The sequence below is a fragment of the Prevotella herbatica genome (assembly GCF_017347605.1).
Classification (GTDB): domain Bacteria; phylum Bacteroidota; class Bacteroidia; order Bacteroidales; family Bacteroidaceae; genus Prevotella; species Prevotella herbatica.
The window spans coordinates 1,062,501-1,080,200 of record NZ_AP024484.1; the positions used below are offsets into that span (position 1 = coordinate 1,062,501).

General features: G+C 40.6%; 11 protein-coding genes, 2 tRNA genes and 2 rRNA genes (1 of these 15 cut by a window edge). 3 read left to right on the forward strand and 12 right to left on the reverse strand.

Going from position 1 to position 17,700, the window contains the following annotated elements:
• The 6 genes from prwr041_RS03890 to prwr041_RS03915 all read right to left on the reverse strand — a co-directional run.
• Positions 1–1,641, reverse strand: a 23S ribosomal RNA gene (locus tag prwr041_RS03890); it reaches 1,257 nt to the left of the window's first position.
• Positions 1,642–1,823: 182 nt separating this feature from the next.
• Positions 1,824–1,897: transfer RNA gene (locus prwr041_RS03895), tRNA-Ala, on the reverse strand.
• 16 nt (positions 1,898–1,913) lie between these two features.
• Positions 1,914–1,987: transfer RNA gene (locus prwr041_RS03900), tRNA-Ile, on the reverse strand.
• 159 nt (positions 1,988–2,146) lie between these two features.
• Positions 2,147–3,676 (reverse strand): 16S ribosomal RNA (locus prwr041_RS03905).
• The 16S and 23S rRNA genes sit together here with 2 tRNA genes alongside, the layout of an rRNA operon.
• 451 nt (positions 3,677–4,127) lie before the next feature.
• Positions 4,128–5,291, reverse strand: coding sequence for an iron-containing alcohol dehydrogenase (locus prwr041_RS03910; RefSeq protein WP_207155054.1), 1,164 nt, complete (start codon positions 5,289–5,291; stop codon positions 4,128–4,130).
• Positions 5,292–5,411: 120 nt separating this feature from the next.
• Positions 5,412–6,116, reverse strand: coding sequence for an SIMPL domain-containing protein (locus prwr041_RS03915; protein ID WP_207155056.1), 705 nt, complete (start codon positions 6,114–6,116; stop codon positions 5,412–5,414).
• Between the two features lie 410 nt (positions 6,117–6,526).
• Between prwr041_RS03915 and prwr041_RS03920 the strand changes: the two genes are divergently transcribed.
• The 3 genes from prwr041_RS03920 to hemG all read left to right on the forward strand — a co-directional run bounded on the left by prwr041_RS03920 (position 6,527) and on the right by hemG (position 11,384).
• Positions 6,527–8,575, forward strand: coding sequence for a TonB-dependent receptor (locus prwr041_RS03920; protein ID WP_207155057.1), 2,049 nt, complete (start codon positions 6,527–6,529; stop codon positions 8,573–8,575).
• Positions 8,576–8,650: 75 nt separating this feature from the next.
• Positions 8,651–10,015: an oxygen-independent coproporphyrinogen III oxidase gene (gene hemN, locus prwr041_RS03925; protein WP_207155059.1), complete on the forward strand. Its 1,365-nt coding sequence runs from the start codon at positions 8,651–8,653 to the stop codon at positions 10,013–10,015.
• Between the two features lie 4 nt (positions 10,016–10,019).
• Entirely contained in the window at positions 10,020–11,384 is a 1,365-nt protein-coding gene (hemG, locus tag prwr041_RS03930) for a protoporphyrinogen oxidase (protein ID WP_207155061.1), read from the forward strand.
• A gap of 340 nt (positions 11,385–11,724) precedes the next feature.
• On the opposite strand, the gene prwr041_RS03935 is transcribed toward hemG, so the two are convergent.
• The 6 genes from prwr041_RS03935 to prwr041_RS03960 form a co-directional block, all read right to left on the reverse strand.
• On the reverse strand, positions 11,725–12,513 hold the full coding sequence (locus tag prwr041_RS03935) for a class I SAM-dependent methyltransferase (RefSeq protein WP_207155062.1): 789 nt from the start codon (positions 12,511–12,513) through the stop codon (positions 11,725–11,727).
• Between the two features lie 183 nt (positions 12,514–12,696).
• Complete coding sequence (locus tag prwr041_RS03940) at positions 12,697–13,218, reverse strand: hypothetical protein (protein WP_207155063.1); 522 nt, start codon at positions 13,216–13,218, stop codon at positions 12,697–12,699.
• Positions 13,219–13,239: 21 nt separating this feature from the next.
• Positions 13,240–14,943: a sigma-70 family RNA polymerase sigma factor gene (locus prwr041_RS03945; RefSeq protein WP_207155064.1), complete on the reverse strand. Its 1,704-nt coding sequence runs from the start codon at positions 14,941–14,943 to the stop codon at positions 13,240–13,242.
• Positions 14,944–15,176: 233 nt separating this feature from the next.
• Positions 15,177–15,899: an ImmA/IrrE family metallo-endopeptidase gene (locus prwr041_RS03950; RefSeq protein ID WP_207155065.1), complete on the reverse strand. Its 723-nt coding sequence runs from the start codon at positions 15,897–15,899 to the stop codon at positions 15,177–15,179.
• Positions 15,886–16,233, reverse strand: a complete 348-nt coding sequence (locus prwr041_RS03955) for a helix-turn-helix transcriptional regulator (RefSeq protein WP_207155066.1) — start codon at positions 16,231–16,233, stop codon at positions 15,886–15,888. The genes prwr041_RS03950 and prwr041_RS03955 overlap by 14 nt, the downstream gene beginning before the upstream one ends.
• A gap of 279 nt (positions 16,234–16,512) precedes the next feature.
• Positions 16,513–17,661, reverse strand: coding sequence for a peptidase associated/transthyretin-like domain-containing protein (locus prwr041_RS03960; RefSeq protein ID WP_207155067.1), 1,149 nt, complete (start codon positions 17,659–17,661; stop codon positions 16,513–16,515).
• Positions 17,662–17,700 lie beyond the last annotated feature (39 nt).

Consider the following 17,700-nt stretch of genomic DNA (forward strand, 5'->3'; position numbering starts at 1 on the left):
ACCACAGGGATTAAGTTTAGCGGATTTTCTCGGGAGTATGCTTACCAGCGCTATCAGCTTCCCCCGAAGGGGATGCCGTACTTTCAGGTTCGACTCGGAAGGTGGATTTGCCTGCCTTCCTCAACATCTACACCCTTAAACGGGGACTTCCGTCACCCCGCGGCTGTGTCACTGCTCCGTCTCCACGTCACTCCCTATGGTAGTAACGGAATATTAACCGTTTCTGCCATCGCCCTCGCCCTTCGGCTGAGACTTAGGACCCGACTTACCCCAGGCTGATTAACATTGCCTGGGAAACCTTAGACTTTTGGCGGAGGGGGATCTTACCCCTCTAATCGTTACTTATACCTACATTTGCTTTTCCATACGCTCCAGGATCGGTTATCCTCACCATTCGACGCATATGGAATGCTCCCCTACCGATACTTTTATTATTACTATCCCGCGTCTTCGGTACCTGCCTTATACCCGATTATTATCCATGCCCGGACCCTCGACTAGTGAGCTGTTACGCACTCTTTGAATGAATGGCTGCTTCCAAGCCAACATCCTAGCTGTCACTGGGACCAGACTTCGTTAGACTAACTTAGACAGAATTTCGGGACCTTAGACGGCGGTCTGGATTCTTCTCCTCTCGGGAACGGACCTTAGCACCCGTCCCCTTACTGCATATCTGCCGCTCATGAGCATTCGGAGTTCGTCAGGTCTCGATAGGCGGTGAAGCCCTCTTGACCTATCGGTCGCTCTACCTCTCATGAGGATCAATACACGCGGCACCTAAATGCCTTTCGGGGAGTACGAGCTATCTCCAAGTTTGATTGGCCTTTCACTCCTACACTCAACTCATCCAGAAGCTTTTCAACGCTTATTGGTGCGGACCTCCATTCCGTGTTACCGGAACTTCATCCTGGTCAAGTGTAGATCACTTGGTTTCGCGTCTACCCCCTCTGACTGAACGCCCTGTTCAGGCTCGCTTTCACTGCGGTTGCGGGGCTTAACCCCTTAACCTTGCCAGAGATGGTAACTCGTAGGTTCATTATGCAAAAGGCACGCCGTCACTGATTGCTCAGCTCCGACCGCTTGTAGGCGTATGGTTTCAGGAACTATTTCACTCTTCTTATCGAAGTTCTTTTCACCTTTCCCTCACGGTACTGGTTCACTATCGGTCTCACAGGAGTATTTAGCCTTACCGGATGGTCCCGGCAGATTCGCGCAGAATTCCTCGTGCTCCGCGTTACTCAGGATACCACTATGCCGGATTCAACTTCACATAAGGGGCTATCACCCGCTATGGCTGAACTTTCCAGTTCATTCTGTTCATTGTCTCCATACAATCACGTGGTCCTACAACCCCGGCGGTGCGTTGCCACATCACCGGTTTGGGCTGGTCCCCGTTCGCTCGCCACTACTAGGGGAATCATTATTTATTTTCTCTTCCTCCGGGTACTAAGATGTTTCAGTTCCCCGGGTTAACCCTCACGACTGGCGTGAGTGACTGTCCTTCAGACAGACGGGTTGTCCCATTCGGAAATCCTCGGATCAGCGGCTATTTGCACCTACCCGAAGCTTATCGCAGCTTATCACGTCCTTCATCGTCTCTGTGAGCCTAGGCATCCACCATACGCCCTTTCTTACTTTCTTTCGCCAACATGACATTAATGTCATGAGGTTGCTCATACTTTCAGCTGTTAAGTGAAATCCTTAAATCTTGCGATTTTCTTGATTTCAAAGTTTGAACTTTATTACTTTACAGTTTTGCTTGTGTCAATATGTCAAAGATCTATCTGGAATGCATATACTTAATCAAAAGTATGTTCCATGTGTGGAGAATAACGGATTCGAACCGTTGACCCCCTGCTTGCAAAGCAGGTGCTCTAGCCAGCTGAGCTAATCCCCCGAGGGATTGTAAGGAGTAGTCCCAGGCAGACTTGAACTGCCGACCTCCACATTATCAGTGTGGCGCTCTAACCAACTGAGCTATAGGACTATATCTTCCAGCTGGTTCATTCAAGCTACGTGGGCTTTTTGCTGCCCAGCTTCCTTATTTCTCTTATATCTATAAACAGTTCAGTGAGTACAAGAAGGAAAAGAACCAAACTCTTGTTCTATCCTTATATATAATCCATTGTTGGAAAATCGTCTCCAGAAAGGAGGTGTTCCAGCCGCACCTTCCGGTACGGCTACCTTGTTACGACTTAGCCCCAATTACCAGTTTTGCCCTAGGCCGTTCCTTGCGGTCACGGACTTCAGGCACCCCCGGCTTTCATGGCTTGACGGGCGGTGTGTACAAGGCCCGGGAACGTATTCACCGCGCCATGGCTGATGCGCGATTACTAGCGAATCCAGCTTCGTGGGGTCGGGTTGCAGACCCCAGTCCGAACTGGGACCGGCTTTAAGGATTGGATTACTTTTGCAAGCAACCGTCTCTCTGTACCGGCCATTGTAACACGTGTGTAGCCCCGGACGTAAGGGCCGTGCTGATTTGACGTCATCCCCACCTTCCTCACACCTTACGGTGGCAGTATCTCCAGAGTGCCCAGCATCACCTGATGGCAACTAAAGAAAGGGGTTGCGCTCGTTATGGCACTTAAGCCGACACCTCACGGCACGAGCTGACGACAACCATGCAGCACCTTCACAGAGGCCCCGAAGGGCATCACCATCTCTGGATCTTTCCTCTGCAATTCAAGCCCGGGTAAGGTTCCTCGCGTATCATCGAATTAAACCACATGTTCCTCCGCTTGTGCGGGCCCCCGTCAATTCCTTTGAGTTTCACCGTTGCCGGCGTACTCCCCAGGTGGGATGCTTAATGCTTTCGCTTGGCCGCTGGCCCAGGTGGGTCAACAGCGGGCATCCATCGTTTACCGTGCGGACTACCAGGGTATCTAATCCTGTTCGATACCCGCACTTTCGAGCTTCAGCGTCAGTTGTGCTCCCGTAAGCTGCCTTCGCAATCGGAGTTCTTCGTGATATCTAAGCATTTCACCGCTACACCACGAATTCCGCCTACGTTGCGCACACTCAAGTCTGCCAGTTCGCGCTGCAATTCAGATGTTGAGCATCTACATTTCACAACACGCTTAACAGACGGCCTACGCTCCCTTTAAACCCAATAAATCCGGATAACGCCTGGACCTTCCGTATTACCGCGGCTGCTGGCACGGAATTAGCCGGTCCTTATTCATACAGTACCTGCAAATAACCACACGTGGCTAACTTTATCCCTGTATAAAAGCAGTTTACAACCCATAGGGCCGTCATCCTGCACGCTACTTGGCTGGTTCAGGCTTTCGCCCATTGACCAATATTCCTCACTGCTGCCTCCCGTAGGAGTTTGGACCGTGTCTCAGTTCCAATGTGGGGGACCTTCCTCTCAGAACCCCTACTGATCGTTGCCTTGGTGGGCCGTTACCCCGCCAACAAGCTAATCAGACGCATCCCCATCCATAACCGATAAATCTTTATTCCTAATCAGATGCCGTCAAAGGAAATTATAGAGCATTAGTCTTACTTTCGCAAGGTTATTCCCTAGTTGTGGGCAGGTTGGATACGCGTTACTCACCCGTGCGCCGGTCGTCGACAAGGAAAGCAAGCTTTCCTCTCGTTACCCCTCGACTTGCATGTGTTAAGCCTGTAGCTAGCGTTCATCCTGAGCCAGGATCAAACTCTCCATTGTAAAATATTATATATTCTATTTCTAGAATGTCTGTAATCTGTTCAGAACGAATCTCCTAAATTATTGTAGTCTAAAACCTGATTTTTTCGAAACCGAACCTAAGTCCGGTGACGGTTTGTTTCTTTTTACCCGAGTACCGAAATAAATCCCAGCACTCGCTTCTTGTACTACTTTTCTGTCTATGTAAATCTTTTCAAAGAACTCTTTCTTCTTTCGAAGAACACCGGCTGCACTCAACATGTGAAAATAAATTTCATTTTGTTTTCGTTTGCACGATGTTTCTTTTTGCTTTATTAAAAACCGTTGTTCTTAAAAGCGAGTGCAAAAGTATAGGTTTTTATCCAAACCTCCAAATCTTTTTGCTAAAAAGATTCATTTTTATTTCATTATTTCCGTTTTGTTGACAGAAAAGATGACAAGATTTTAAGTTCACCTTATTATATATAGCACATCAATATGCTTTTTTCAATATATCAAGGATTTCCTGAGTAGTCATTTGCTTATATCCACCCATTAATAATGTAGAATTAGCAATCAATGGCAGCATTTCCTCTGTAGCATTTAGATCACGCAGACGTGTCACCATTCCCGATTCCTTAATAAACTGTTCCAAAGCATCTATTCCAGCCTTCGCAAGCTGTTCCTTGGTCATGCCTTCTTCATTGATATGCCATACCTCACGAGCGAAACGAACAAACTTGTCTAGTCCGAACTGAGATACATAACGATAATAAGGTATAGAGATAGCAGCTAGTCCCATACCATGAGCACAATCAGTATAAGCTCCCAACTGATGTTCTATCATGTGAACTTCCCAATCCTGCGCCTTTCCTAGTCCAGCAAGTGGATTCATTGCCAGAGAAGAGCACCACATCAAATTGCTGCGAGCCTCATAATCTTCTGGATTTACTACTGCCACACGTGTACTATCAATAATCGAACGGAGCAATCCCTCGATGATATAGCTTGAAGTTCCGTTATCATCACCTGCGAAATAAGCTTCCATAAGATGAGACATCATATCAAAGATACCACTCAACATCTGATATTTAGATACAGAGAAAGTGTATTCTGGATTAAGGATTGAAAAACGAGGATTAACGTTTGCATCAAACACACGCCCCATCTTGATTTTTAAGTCTTCATTTGTGATTACCGCACCTGAATTCATTTCTGATCCTGTACCAGCCATTGTCAGGATTGAAGCCACTGCAACTAGCTTATTGTCTACTGGTTCAAAGTTAGTAAAATAACGTTGCCATGCGTCGCCTTCGCAATAAGTAGATACCGAAATTGCCTTTGCGCAGTCTATAACCGATCCACCACCTACAGCAAGTATCAAGTCTACATTGTTTTCCTTTACCAATCGGCATCCTTCCATCACTTTCTCGTAAGTAGGATTAGGCATAACTCCAGACAATTCAACAACAGTCTTACCCAGACTCTTGCATATATCCAAAACCTGATCGTAAACGCCTATCTTCTTTATTGCTCCCTTACCATAAGCAAGCATAATTGTTTTACCATATTTTGCAAGTTCGGTTTTAAGACCATCCATTGCCGTACGACCAAAATATATCTTGGTCGGATTCTCATATGTGAAATCTAATTTCATAATTACTATATCCTTTCTTTTATTACATTAGTTATATTTACGGATGCAAAGTTAAATCATATTACGCATTTAACGAGTATCCGAATTACAGATTAAAATACAGATTTTACTGATTCTGCGTCAGTCTTTCAGATAATACACAATACTAGTAACAACACGCACCTTTTTAATAAAAGGAGTATTGGCATCACGGTCTTCAATAGATATCTGTCCCTGGTCGGCACTTTTTATCTTACCGAGATCGCTTTCAGAATCCTTTGCGAATTTCTCTGCTGCTGTACGTGCATTCTTTGTAGCCTGTTCTATCATCTTTGGTTTCACGCTATTGAGTTTTGTGAAAGCATAAATCACTGTATTATTATAATCATTTGCCGTAATGGCTACACCCTGCTTCAGCAAGTCTGCCTGTTGGCTCATCAACCGCCTTACAAGATCCACCTTATTTGTTGACACAGTCATCACCGATGTAACATTATACCTTTCTTTATATTGATTGTTGCCATAAACATCAGCTGCCTTGTCAACAATCTGAGGAGCGTTTACACTTATTTCCTTATCAGAAATACCTTTGCTTATAAGGAAATTCTTCACAATACGATTATTTCTGTTCACATCTTGATAAATAGAACTGAGATCATTACCAACAATCTTAAACGAGACAGGCCATGTTACTTTATTGGCTTTCACGTCCATTTCCGCCAACCCCTTAACGTTCACCACTCGCGAGTTGTCTGCCATACTGTTCAATCCACTCTTGATGCAGACTCCCACAACGATGAGTCCCACCATCAGCAATGCTGCCGAAACAATTTTGTAGTTTTTCATATTCACGATATAATTAAGTTGTTCAGTAAATCACAAATATAATGATTTTACCAACAAGCCGCATCATAAAGCAACGAAGTTTATGAAATATTTTATATTTATTATGTATAGAGGCGCAACTTGCATTTATACAGATATCTCCTACTAATATAATCGCATAGACGAATACTGAAGCAAGTTTAGTGAAAATGGATTAGAAGCATACCATTTTTCCAAAAACAGTTAATTACCTTACAAATGAGGATTGCATACTTTAAGATTAGTTGCTAACTTTGCGCACTGATAAAAACAGGATGTCAACAACTCAAAATGGCAGCATCATGCAAACATTGGATAATGTCAACGACCTTCCAAAACTTGCAATGAGAGTACTTCCTGAATAAACGTAATAAACAAAACAGATAAATAGTATGCTTACAGAAATTTTAATGACTTCACTTATGTTGGTTAATACACATTTTAAAACAGACAGTGTCATAAACATTAAAGAAGTCACCGTTACAGAGTTCAAAGCCAATAGAAGAAGTCTTGCGCCTATGTCAGTAAACAAAATGAACGCAAGAGACTTAAACATGCAAAATGTCACAAGCATGAAAGAACTCTCTACCCTTCTACCAAATTTCTATATGCCCGATTATGGTTCAAGAGCCAACAGTCCTATATTTATTCGTGGAATAGGTTCAAAGGCTAAGACATCCGCTGTCGGCTTTTATATTGACGGAATCCCACATTATGATATTTCTGCTTTAGATATTGACATGGCTGATATTGAGAGTATTGAAGTTTTCAAGGGACCACAGGGTACCTTATACGGACGCAATGCCATGGGCGGCATTATTGATATTCACACATTCTCACCGTTGGAATATCAGAACACTAAAATAAAAATAGGTTATGGTAACAAAAACGATATCACTGCTCAGGCATCAAGTTATTTAAAGTTGGCAGACAATATCGGTTTCTCTATTTCAGGAAATTATCATAGCAATGATGGTTTCTTCACGAATGTAGCTACTGGCAAAAAGGCTGACAAGATCAAAGAATATTCTGGCAGAACTGCTTTTGAATGGAAACCTACTGAATTATGGAAACTCCGATTTAGTTCATGGATTGATTACAGCAACCAGAACGGTTATCCCTATGCTCTATATGACAAGCAGAACAATACTATAGGAGACATTTCTTACAACAGAACAAGCGGATTCAAAAGACTTATATCAAATAATGGACTATCTGCTGTCTACAATGGAAGCAACATTAGCTTCAGCAGTCAGACATCATATCAGTTTATGAACGGAAGCATGAATATTGATCAGGACTTCACTACTGCTGACAAATACTTTGTCACGAATGATTACCACATGAACACGCTCACGCAGGAATTCACACTTAAATCAAATAATGACAAGAGATACCAATGGATTCTTGGAGCTTTCGGACTCATTCAGAAGAAGGACAATGTTCTGACAACAGATTATATTGCCCGGAAATTCAGCATGCCTACCTATTACAGTGATCCTATATCATCTTTCGCTATCTATCATCAGTCATCTTATAATATATGGAAAGGCCTTTCTGCCACTGTTGGATTAAGATTTGACTATGAGCATGCAAAGAAAGATTATAAAAGATATACTATCGTAACAGGTTCTACTTCTGCTAACAATTCTCCATATACATTCAACAATAAGCTCAACTTCAACCAATTCTCGCCAAAGTTCAGTCTGCAATACCTCACTACCCTGCATAACAATTACTATATCACCGTAAGTCGTGGGTATAAAGTGGGCGGTTTCAACGAAACCATTACTTCCGACGACGACAAGACATACCAACCTGAATATAGCTGGAATTATGAAGTAGGCAGCAAACTGCGTTTCCTTGATGGAAAAATCACCACCGATATTTCTTTATTTTATATCGACTGGAGACATCAACAGATTACTCATACTATTCCTGGAGTAGGCAACATCCTTACAAATGCAGGACATAGCAACAGCAAAGGTGTTGAGCTCTCTGTTTCTGCCCACCCTATATACAATTGGAATGTTGGATTAAGCTATGGATATACCTATGCTGAATTTCTTGACTACAAGCAAAGTGATAAGACGATTTATAATCACAATATGATTCCGATGGTCCCAAGAAACACTTTCGGTTTAAACTCTGATTACACCTTATATCCAAAGTGCAATATTGTTGATAGAATCACATTCAGTGCCGGTCTTGACGGAACAGGCAAGATATATTGGAACGAAGACAATGCTCTTAGTCAGAAATTCTATCTTCTACTTAATGCTAAAGTCATCGTCAGCAGTGGTAAGTTCAACTGGGAAATATGGGGCAAGAACCTCACCGACACCAATTATCAGACCTATTGCTTTAGCTTGAGTAACGCATATTATGTGCAGAAGGGCAGACCAGTAAGTTTTGGAACATCAATATCATATAATTTCTGATAACATCGAGAGCATGTGCAGCGATAATCATCAAATCCGCCGTCACATGCTTTCCGTCATTTTATTACGAATACAATGAACAAGGAAATAATTAATAAATACAATATTCAAGCACCGAGATACACCAGTTATCCCCCAGCCAACTATTTCAAAGAAATCAATGAATCTGATTTCATAAAGACAATCCAGGATTCCAACGACGCGAAGAGAAACAATGTTTCATTTTATCTCCATTTCCCCTATTGCAAACGCTTGTGTCATTACTGCGGATGCAATTCTTTCAAATGGAATAATCAGGAGTCTACCGATAAATATGTTGATGCACTTCATAAAGAAATAGACCTTGTTGCAAAGCATCTCGACAAAAACAGGCGCATCTCGCAGATACACTATGGTGGTGGAAGTCCATCCCAACTTAGTGCTAGCACACTAAAGGAACTCAACCAACATCTATTGTCGTTAATGCCTACTATCGACCATCCCGAAATAGCTATCGAATGTCATCCTGGATTTCTCAATCGTGAGGGATGGGAAGCTATTGCCGATAGTGGATTCAACAGAGTGAGCATCGGCATACAAGATACAGATACTAGCGTATTGGAAGCCGTAAACAGACAACCTTCAATATTGCCGATAAAAGAAATCTTCGAGATACTTAAATCAAAAGGAATCATCATCAATCTTGATTTCTTATATGGTCTACCCCATCAGACACCAGAGGAGTTTGAGCGTGCGATATCTGAAGCCGTAAACCTTCGTCCAGACAGAATAGTAACATTCAGTTACGGACATGTGCCATGGGTTTTCAAGCGTCAACAGATATTAGAAAAGATTGGTTTGCCAGATAGTGAGAGCAAAGAAGAAATGGCAACAAGAGCTGCAAAGGCTATCGCCGAAGGTGGATACCGCCGTATCGGTATGGATCATTTTGTATTACCTGAAGACGAACTCAGCAAGGCTTTGGATACCCACCAACTGCATCGCAACTTCCAAGGCTATTGCACCCTCCGCACCACCGGACAGGTGTATGCCTTTGGAGCAACAGGAATTAGTCAACTAGATGATGCTTATTGCCAAAACACAAAAGATATCAGCGAATACGTCGAGACCATCAACAGCGGACATTTGCCTGTTGCACACGGATATAAACTGAATGAGAAAGAAAAGGTGATGCGTGAAATAGCTGAATCATTGATGTGCAACTACCATTTAGACTGGGACGTATTGGCAAAAGAATTAAATATGTCTGTTGACGAGGTAAAAGCCTGCACCAACTATAATGAAGATAAGCTGAAAGAGATGGCTGCAGATGGACTTATCAACATGTCTGGCAACATCATTGCAATGGCTGAAATGGGATCTCCGTTTGTCAGGAATGTTGTTGCAGCCTTAGATCCCCTGATGGTGAATACCGATAGAAAATTCTCTAAACCAATATAATAAGATGGACAATACTCACGATATAGTTATCATTGGAGCGGGACTTACAGGACTCACTACAGCTTTCGCATTGCATCAGAAAAACCGCAATGTCACAATCCTTGAAAGCGACAATAAAATTGGTGGACAGATACAGTCACATCATGTCAATGGATTCATCTTTGAAGGTGGTCCTAACACTGGTGTCATTAAATATCCTGAAGTGATGGATCTGTTCCATTCCTTAAACGACAAATGCGAACTTGAAGTTGCTAAAGAATCTGCAAAGAAGAGACTCATCTGGAAAGGTAACAAGTTTCATGTATTACCTTCCGGACCTATCAGCGCCATCACTACTCCCCTATTCACAACCTACGACAAACTGCGTATTCTTACAGAACCATTCAGAGCAAAAGGCAACAATCCCAATGAAAGCATCGCAGAATTGACGAAAAGAAGACTTGGAAGTTCATATCTCAACTATGCCGTTGATCCATTCCTTGCCGGAGTTTACGCTGCCAATCCTATGACGCTGCCTACAAGATACGCATTGCCCAAACTATATGAGTTGGAACAAGACTATGGCAGTTTCATCCTTGGGGCTATTAAAAAAGCCCGTCAACCAAAGACTGATAGAGATAAAACAGCCACAAAAGAAGTATTCTCCACTCGTGGCGGACTGTCAAATCTTACAAAGGCGATGGCTGATAAAATTGGTTCCGACAACATTATTTTAAAAACAAAGTCAATCAGTATAACCCCATCAGCTGATGGTTTTGTGATAGACTACACCGTCAATGGTGAGCAGCATCAGATAAAATGCAACAAGGTCGTCACCACATGTGGAGCTTACTCCCTACCAACCATGTTACCATTTGTAGACAAAGGCATCATGGAGACTATCACTAATCTGAAGTATGCGCCAGTAATTCAGGTAGGCGTAGGAATTTCCGACACCAAAGGAGTTTGCCACAACGCATTTGGCGGTCTTGTTCCATCCAAAGAAAAGCGTGATGTATTAGGTATCTTGTTTCCTTCCGACTGTTTTGCACAACGTGCTCCCGAAAGAGGAGCTGCTTACGCATTCTTTATAGGTGGCATGCGACATCCAGAGATGGTAGATCTCAGCGACGAGGAGATAAAGCAGTTAGTAATAAATGATTTACACAGCATGATGAAATATCCCGCAACGATACAGCCAGATGAAATCAATATTTACCGTCATGATAAAGCCATTCCACAATATGAAAGCAGCACAGGCAACAGATTAAAAAGCATATCGTTGTTGCAGCAAACATATCCCGGACTCGTCATCGCTGGCAATCTTAGAGATGGCATCGGAATGGGCGACCGCATCAAGCAAGCCTACGATATTGCAGCAAGTATGTAAAACACATTGGACTCACGCAGAGTTTCTTTTTCGTATATCTGCTAACGCAGATGTATTTTCACGCAGATTTAATGCTTCAACATAAACGACCTGTTCTCTCGCAGATTACGCAGATAAAGACAGTTAGTGTGTTTTTGGGGTTGTCTGCGTAAATCTGCGTAAATCTGCGGGAGATAATACCATTCACACATGCAAAGAAAGAAACATATCAGTGAGAAACTACAGAAGAATAAACACTCACAGCCCATGAACATGTTATATCATCCCCATTGACGGAATTAATTTAGCGCATACTTAACTCGGTCAACAAGTATTCTTCGAATATTGCTTGAAGCTACTATTATTTTTTCAATAAATAGAAACATGATGTGGAACAGAAATTCCTTAAATAGGGTATCTGCGATATGGGTAGACAAAGTTTCTTGGGGTTTAATCCGAATTTTTGTTGATAATGCGGATTAATAAGCCAAAGTTTGCGATTCAAGATAGTTAAATCGACGGTTTTTATTACTTTTTCAAATCTCTCGATAGAGCATCTGCACTTCTTAATATACAGAAGTTCCTTAATCGTAGCTTCTTCTTCTCCTGCAAACTTTTTTAATATAAAACGATACCACGAATAAGGCAGCAAATGAAAGAAAGGTATTTTCGACCAAATCCTATTTCTACAAATTTGCTGATGTCCGCCAAAAGGCATCTGCCATGCAGGAAAAGCAACAAAAAGAATTCCATCTGCTCTCATAAATTTATGAGTGTAAGCTATAAATGCATACTTATCAGGAACATGCTCAATGACATCGTGCAGAATAATAATGTCAAACTTTTCCTTATCTTCTCTTGGAATAGGAATTTTTAGAAAGTCATCACACTCAAAATCACCTTCTAAACCTTCTACCGCAAAGAAATGTCTCGCTAGTTCTATCCTTATTTGAGCCATATCAATTCCGATGACACGACAGCCAGCTTTTGCAAAAGGTTTTAAATTACCGCCCTCGCCACATCCTATTTCTAATACTCGGTTGTCTTTATTTATGGGATGGAACTTTTCGATGTATGGAAAGTAATAATGCGCCGATGTTATGGCTGAATCTTCAAAATATCTTTTTCTGTCTAAGTGTCTTGCTTGCATTTATGTATCTCTTTAAATGGTTAAACAAACTGAGACTGCCCAATGAGTCTATCAAATAATAGATACAATTATAAGCAAATGACTGCTCCCTTTCTGACATAAAGTTATTTTCTAAGACTTAATTCCATAAAAAAACGGTGTGCAAAGATGTGCACACCGTCTACTTCTTTTCATTCCTATATCTTAGCGAATCATAGTTAGCGTTACTGACTTGTTTATTTCCAAATTTACAGTTCCCTCATATATTTTGTTTGATGAGTTTGTCTGCTTTGTTGAAGTCGTATGATATACCATTATTTGATAATTCCCTGGAACTAAATCTTTCATTTTAAAGTTCACATCATACTGGCAAATGCAGTCTGTCAACATATCCTGTTCTGGGTAAAGAATTAGCACAATCGTATTATCATGACTGCTCGCATCTACATGAAACTGCCCAATCTGGCAATTATCCAGTACATCAAGAAATTGTGCGCTAATTGTATAGTCATTTCCCATGAGCATAGTCAATGTCGGCTTTTTACTATAAATGTCATTATAGTATTCTATGCGAGTATCCGCTTTCGACAAAGACGTTTTGCAGTCAGAAGTACTAACGTCTGATACCTTCACATTTCCAATCAATGTGTTTTCTGAAGAGCATGCAGTCATGACTCCTAGAATGCTAAGTGCCAACAAAATTTTTGTTACCTTTAAGTGTTTCATAAGTTATATATTATTTGATTATTACCATGTCAACCTTAATCCAAAAGGTATGCTGAATGTGAACGGATGTTCAGTTCTATATGTTTCAATACCACTGCCATTACCGAAGTAGTAGAACAGGTTCGGTTCCAGATAGAAGCTGAATGGCTTGAAAATGCGATATTGCATACCCACACCTACATTCACAGACCATTGGTAACGTGGATGAACAGTTTCCTTCATTGTGAACGAAGAATCCGAAGTGATAATAAAGTCTTTCGTGAGAGAACTATGTATCGGCATTTCGAAGGTAACACCTCCCGTAGCGTAAACATTAAATCGTCCCTTATTCCATACGCTGTAAGTCATTCTCAAAGGTATACCTATGTAATCTATCTTCTGTGTCTTCTTCAGATTAGCATCATTAAATGGACTCTCAAATTCAGACTTCAGCCTTGTGTAGGTAAGTCCAGTGCCAAAGGTCCATCGTGGTGTCAACTGCTTATTAAGCGACAGACTGTAAGTCTGAGGACGATAGTGATGGATCTTTTCACCTAAGTCTTGATCAGTTGATCCATCTGTATTCATTGCTATTTGGCGCAGCCTTGCGTTCTCCGTTGAATCCATCATCGTACGGTTTCTGTCAAGGTAATCAATATATTCGTTCAAAGAATAAATTTTGGCAGCTGCACCGCCGTTAGCATAGTCTATAACCGACAAATAATTCAAACTCGATGTGGCGTTGCCTGAAGGATTTGAAGAGTAACCGAAGTTGAATGTCCACGGATATTTCTTCTTATGGCTGAGTTTGATAGCTGAACCTTCATTCAATGCCACCAGTTTGTTTTCATGAATTTGTAGAAGACGATGCAAAGAATCATCCTCCATACCGATACCCTTTGCTAGATATTTCTGTAAGGAATCTGCATTGAATGGTGCGGTGCGGTGTTCTGCTTCCACACTGTCTGTTTTTATTTGTGGAGATTGTCTCTCAGCATGAACAGTTGTTTCCGCCCAAATATTGCCATTATCATTCTTTGTGCTTGATGGGGGCGAGTATTTTGGTTGTTTTATCTTCAGCGCATTTCCATTTTTTTGAACAATCTTGGATTTATCTTTATGAGAGTTGTCTGCCATAGACTTATAATCAGACTTTCCAATAGACTTTTCTCTCGTTATGAAATAGATATATATCGGGATGAGAATTGGCAATACTAACAGCATCCAATAGTTAATCAGTATTGTACGTAGCATTTTCTTTGCTCTGAACAGCTGTGACGATGAACTGTGTGGATTGATGCCAAGCATTTCTCCGATTTCCTTATGGGATAGACCGTCCAGCACGGAGAGTTTGAACACTTCCCGATTTCCCTCTGGTAAGGACTCTATTGCTGACAGCAATAGTTCCAATTCAATGTTTTTTTGTTCTTCACGTCCTTTATCTGGAATATCAATCCCCAGATACGATAACGGTATTTCGTCTTTTTCTACACTTTGTAGATATTTCAATGAAAGATTCCTCACGATGGTAATCATCCACCCTTCGAGTTTAGAGTTGTCTTTCAGTGTTTTTATAGAGGTAAAGATAATAATAAAAGCATCGTGCAAAATATCTTCTGCCGTATTTCTATCTTTCACATAGTGCAAACAAATCCTCATTAATCTCCCAGAGTATGTCTGATATAATGTTCCAAGAGCCTCTCGATCTCCCTGCCTACATGCGTCTATATTAATATCTATATTCATAAATATATTTACTCATTTTATTTCAAGGAGTAGTTTTTATCAAAAGACTGCACGATTTTTGAAACTTTTTTTTGAGAAATTGTAAAATAGAGAAATAATCTCTATTGTTGAATTCCTTTTTAGTGGTAGATGCATCATCCTTGCTCAAAAGGTCATACTATACTTGTTAGCAGAATCCTATAAATTGAACTACACGACAATTTACCTTTGTGGAGATTAACAATATGATAACATCAGCATCCAGCACTATCTTCCTCTTTGTCATGTCGTATTTTATTTATTAGTTCTTCATAGTGGCCCTCTGATATGATTTCAGATTCAAACAGCAATCTCGCTTTCTCCCCATAATCACCTATTATAAGATAGTCGTTGCCACATTCATAAAGTGTGGTGTCGTAACCATAGTCTTTTGCGGTTTGTTTTGGAGCAAGTTCAAGCAGCTTGTCTAAATTGTCTTGAGAAATTACATTGATGTTTTTGAGTCTGTAGAGCATAGCTGAACGAGACACACGGAAATACTGCTCCAGACGCAATACTACAGATATTGGTAATTCTTTGCTTTTTAAATATTTATCGGGAATCATTTCTATAACACCATCCTCTGGCATCAACAAAGCAGCAGCAAAAGCATCAGCCGCTTTTTCTGTAGCCGAACGTCCGTCTTTCGTGCAGAGATGAGGAGTAGGATTGTCATCGTAGAACAGATGGAAAAGTTCGTGGGCAATAGTGAAATGCTGTCTGCCCTTACGTGTGTTGCTGTTTACAAGAATGAACTTATCGCCTTGTTGCGACGACAACGACAAACCGTATGCGGTTTCAGACATTGGAAGATAAACTGTTAGTATGTTCAGTTTCCTCAAAACGGTTTTCACATCTATAGCCTCCGAAGAATTTAGTCCTATTTTAATACGGAAAAACTTCGCATTCTGTTCTGCTTGCTTTTTACTTAATACCATGGCTAGTAAAGAGATTATTCATCTTTAAATAATTTTTCACGATACCCTTAAAATGGGCAATTTGTTCCATGTCCTCAGGTGACAAATTGTCTACTCTGAAGGCACAGGCAAGTGCACTTTCAATAGCCTTTGCATCTTCTTCAAAAAGAACATCGAGGTCGCATCCAAAAAGCTCTGCCGCTTTTTCCATTTGTTCCAAAGGCATTTCACGCTCTCCCAACTCATACATAGAATAGGTTGAGCGACTAACGCCTAGATACCTTGCAACATTCTCTTGTGTAAATTTATTGGCTTCTCTTAGTGATTTTAGATTATTTCCTATTGTTTCTTTCATTTGGTTTATTGCTCTTTAATCTGTGGCAAAATTACAAACAAATTATTATATATGCAAATTTTGCCACAGATTTAACTATCTTAAAGTCTGTCAAATCATGTACTTTTTGAAGGTATAGGAGAATTTCGAAGAGGTATAACAGCTTTCTTTCTCGCTTGCTTGACACAACGCCTTTAGCATCTAGGCGTGTATACATACAGTGAATAAATCTCTGCGGGAAACTACAGGAATCTGTGAGAGAATAAACTCACGCAGCCCATGAACATTATATATCATAATTTAATATAGAATGTATTCTTTAGGTATATTTTGTAGTTGCTCTTCAGCTAGTCTTTCTTTTTTGCTAACTATAATCTTCATATACCACGGTTCCGCAAGATCAAAGAATCCAGTTTCTTCTTGAGAGTTCGTTTGATTGAAAATTATTTCAGATTCAAAAGAATCAAACTTCCTTCCGGCATATTTCCCCTTTTCTGATTCAGCAAGGATGTAAGCTTTATATCTACACAAAGAAGGATAATAGACTCCATTAATATCAGAATAAGTAATCTTTTGATTTACGATCCATTTAGAATACTTCCAACCTGTAAGAATATTAAAGGTAGTTCTCGTAAAACCATTCGTGTTGTTGTCTATATTATAGCCAATACCAGTATCTCGTATGACAGAGAGAATGATGCATTTAGCGGTATCTACATTAATATACCCCTTATCTTCTTTATCATATTTTATAGACTTGAAATAAAGTTGAACCACATCTTTGTCTTCCGCATTAAAAGCATCATTAACTTGGAATTTATGGTGCTTAATAAATTTCATATCCATTTCATCCACGAAGTCATGATAAACCATTCGCTTCATGTTTGTGAAATCACAACCTGCGGTACTATCTTTGAAATGAATATACCCTTTCGATGGTTTTATTTCAAATCGTGTTTTTGTTGATGATAAAGGTATTCTGATTATGCCAGAATTTTCAAACCAATAGCCGCTATTGTCACTCGCATTTCGGGTGCTATAACTATAGTGGAAATTTTCTGTTGCAGTTCGGTATTTATCTTTTTTATGCTCAATAAACCTCTTTAAGAAAGGGCGAATCCATTGCGGTTCCGTATTACTGACAACAACTTCTGACAAAAGATTCTCTTTCGGAATAAGAAATACTGTGTCTGGTGTATTAGTGAATGTTTGTTGTGTGTAACCAACATGACTAATACAGAGTTTTTGAAAAGAAAAGTCAATCGTTGCAATTCCCTTTTCATCAGTCACAGTACCTCTATATTCCCCTTTTTCCGCTTTATAAACATTCGTATATGGTATAGGCGCTTTGGTAGTTGCATCACAAACAATAATTCGTGATTGCCCCATAGCGCTTTGCCCATAAACGAGAATGACACAAGCAGTAATAAGAGTCTTTCTTATTCTCATAGTCCTTTAATTTCTAGCTTTACAAAACTCATTTATATC

What these genes read in the sequence shown, in the direction of transcription:
- hemN (WP_207155059.1), top strand. Translation starts at nt 8,651, where the DNA reads ATGAACAAGGAAATAATTAATAAATACAATATTCAAGCACCGAGATAC.
- prwr041_RS03950 (WP_207155065.1), bottom strand. Translation starts at nt 15,899, where the DNA reads ATGGTATTAAGTAAAAAGCAAGCAGAACAGAATGCGAAGTTTTTCCGT.
- prwr041_RS03935 (WP_207155062.1), bottom strand. Translation starts at nt 12,513, where the DNA reads ATGCAAGCAAGACACTTAGACAGAAAAAGATATTTTGAAGATTCAGCC.
- prwr041_RS03915 (WP_207155056.1), bottom strand. Translation starts at nt 6,116, where the DNA reads ATGAAAAACTACAAAATTGTTTCGGCAGCATTGCTGATGGTGGGACTC.
- prwr041_RS03960 (WP_207155067.1), bottom strand. Translation starts at nt 17,661, where the DNA reads ATGAGAATAAGAAAGACTCTTATTACTGCTTGTGTCATTCTCGTTTAT.
- prwr041_RS03940 (WP_207155063.1), bottom strand. Translation starts at nt 13,218, where the DNA reads ATGAAACACTTAAAGGTAACAAAAATTTTGTTGGCACTTAGCATTCTA.
- hemG (WP_207155061.1), top strand. Translation starts at nt 10,020, where the DNA reads ATGGACAATACTCACGATATAGTTATCATTGGAGCGGGACTTACAGGA.
- prwr041_RS03955 (WP_207155066.1), bottom strand. Translation starts at nt 16,233, where the DNA reads ATGAAAGAAACAATAGGAAATAATCTAAAATCACTAAGAGAAGCCAAT.
- prwr041_RS03945 (WP_207155064.1), bottom strand. Translation starts at nt 14,943, where the DNA reads ATGAATATAGATATTAATATAGACGCATGTAGGCAGGGAGATCGAGAG.
- prwr041_RS03920 (WP_207155057.1), top strand. Translation starts at nt 6,527, where the DNA reads ATGCTTACAGAAATTTTAATGACTTCACTTATGTTGGTTAATACACAT.
- prwr041_RS03910 (WP_207155054.1), bottom strand. Translation starts at nt 5,291, where the DNA reads ATGAAATTAGATTTCACATATGAGAATCCGACCAAGATATATTTTGGT.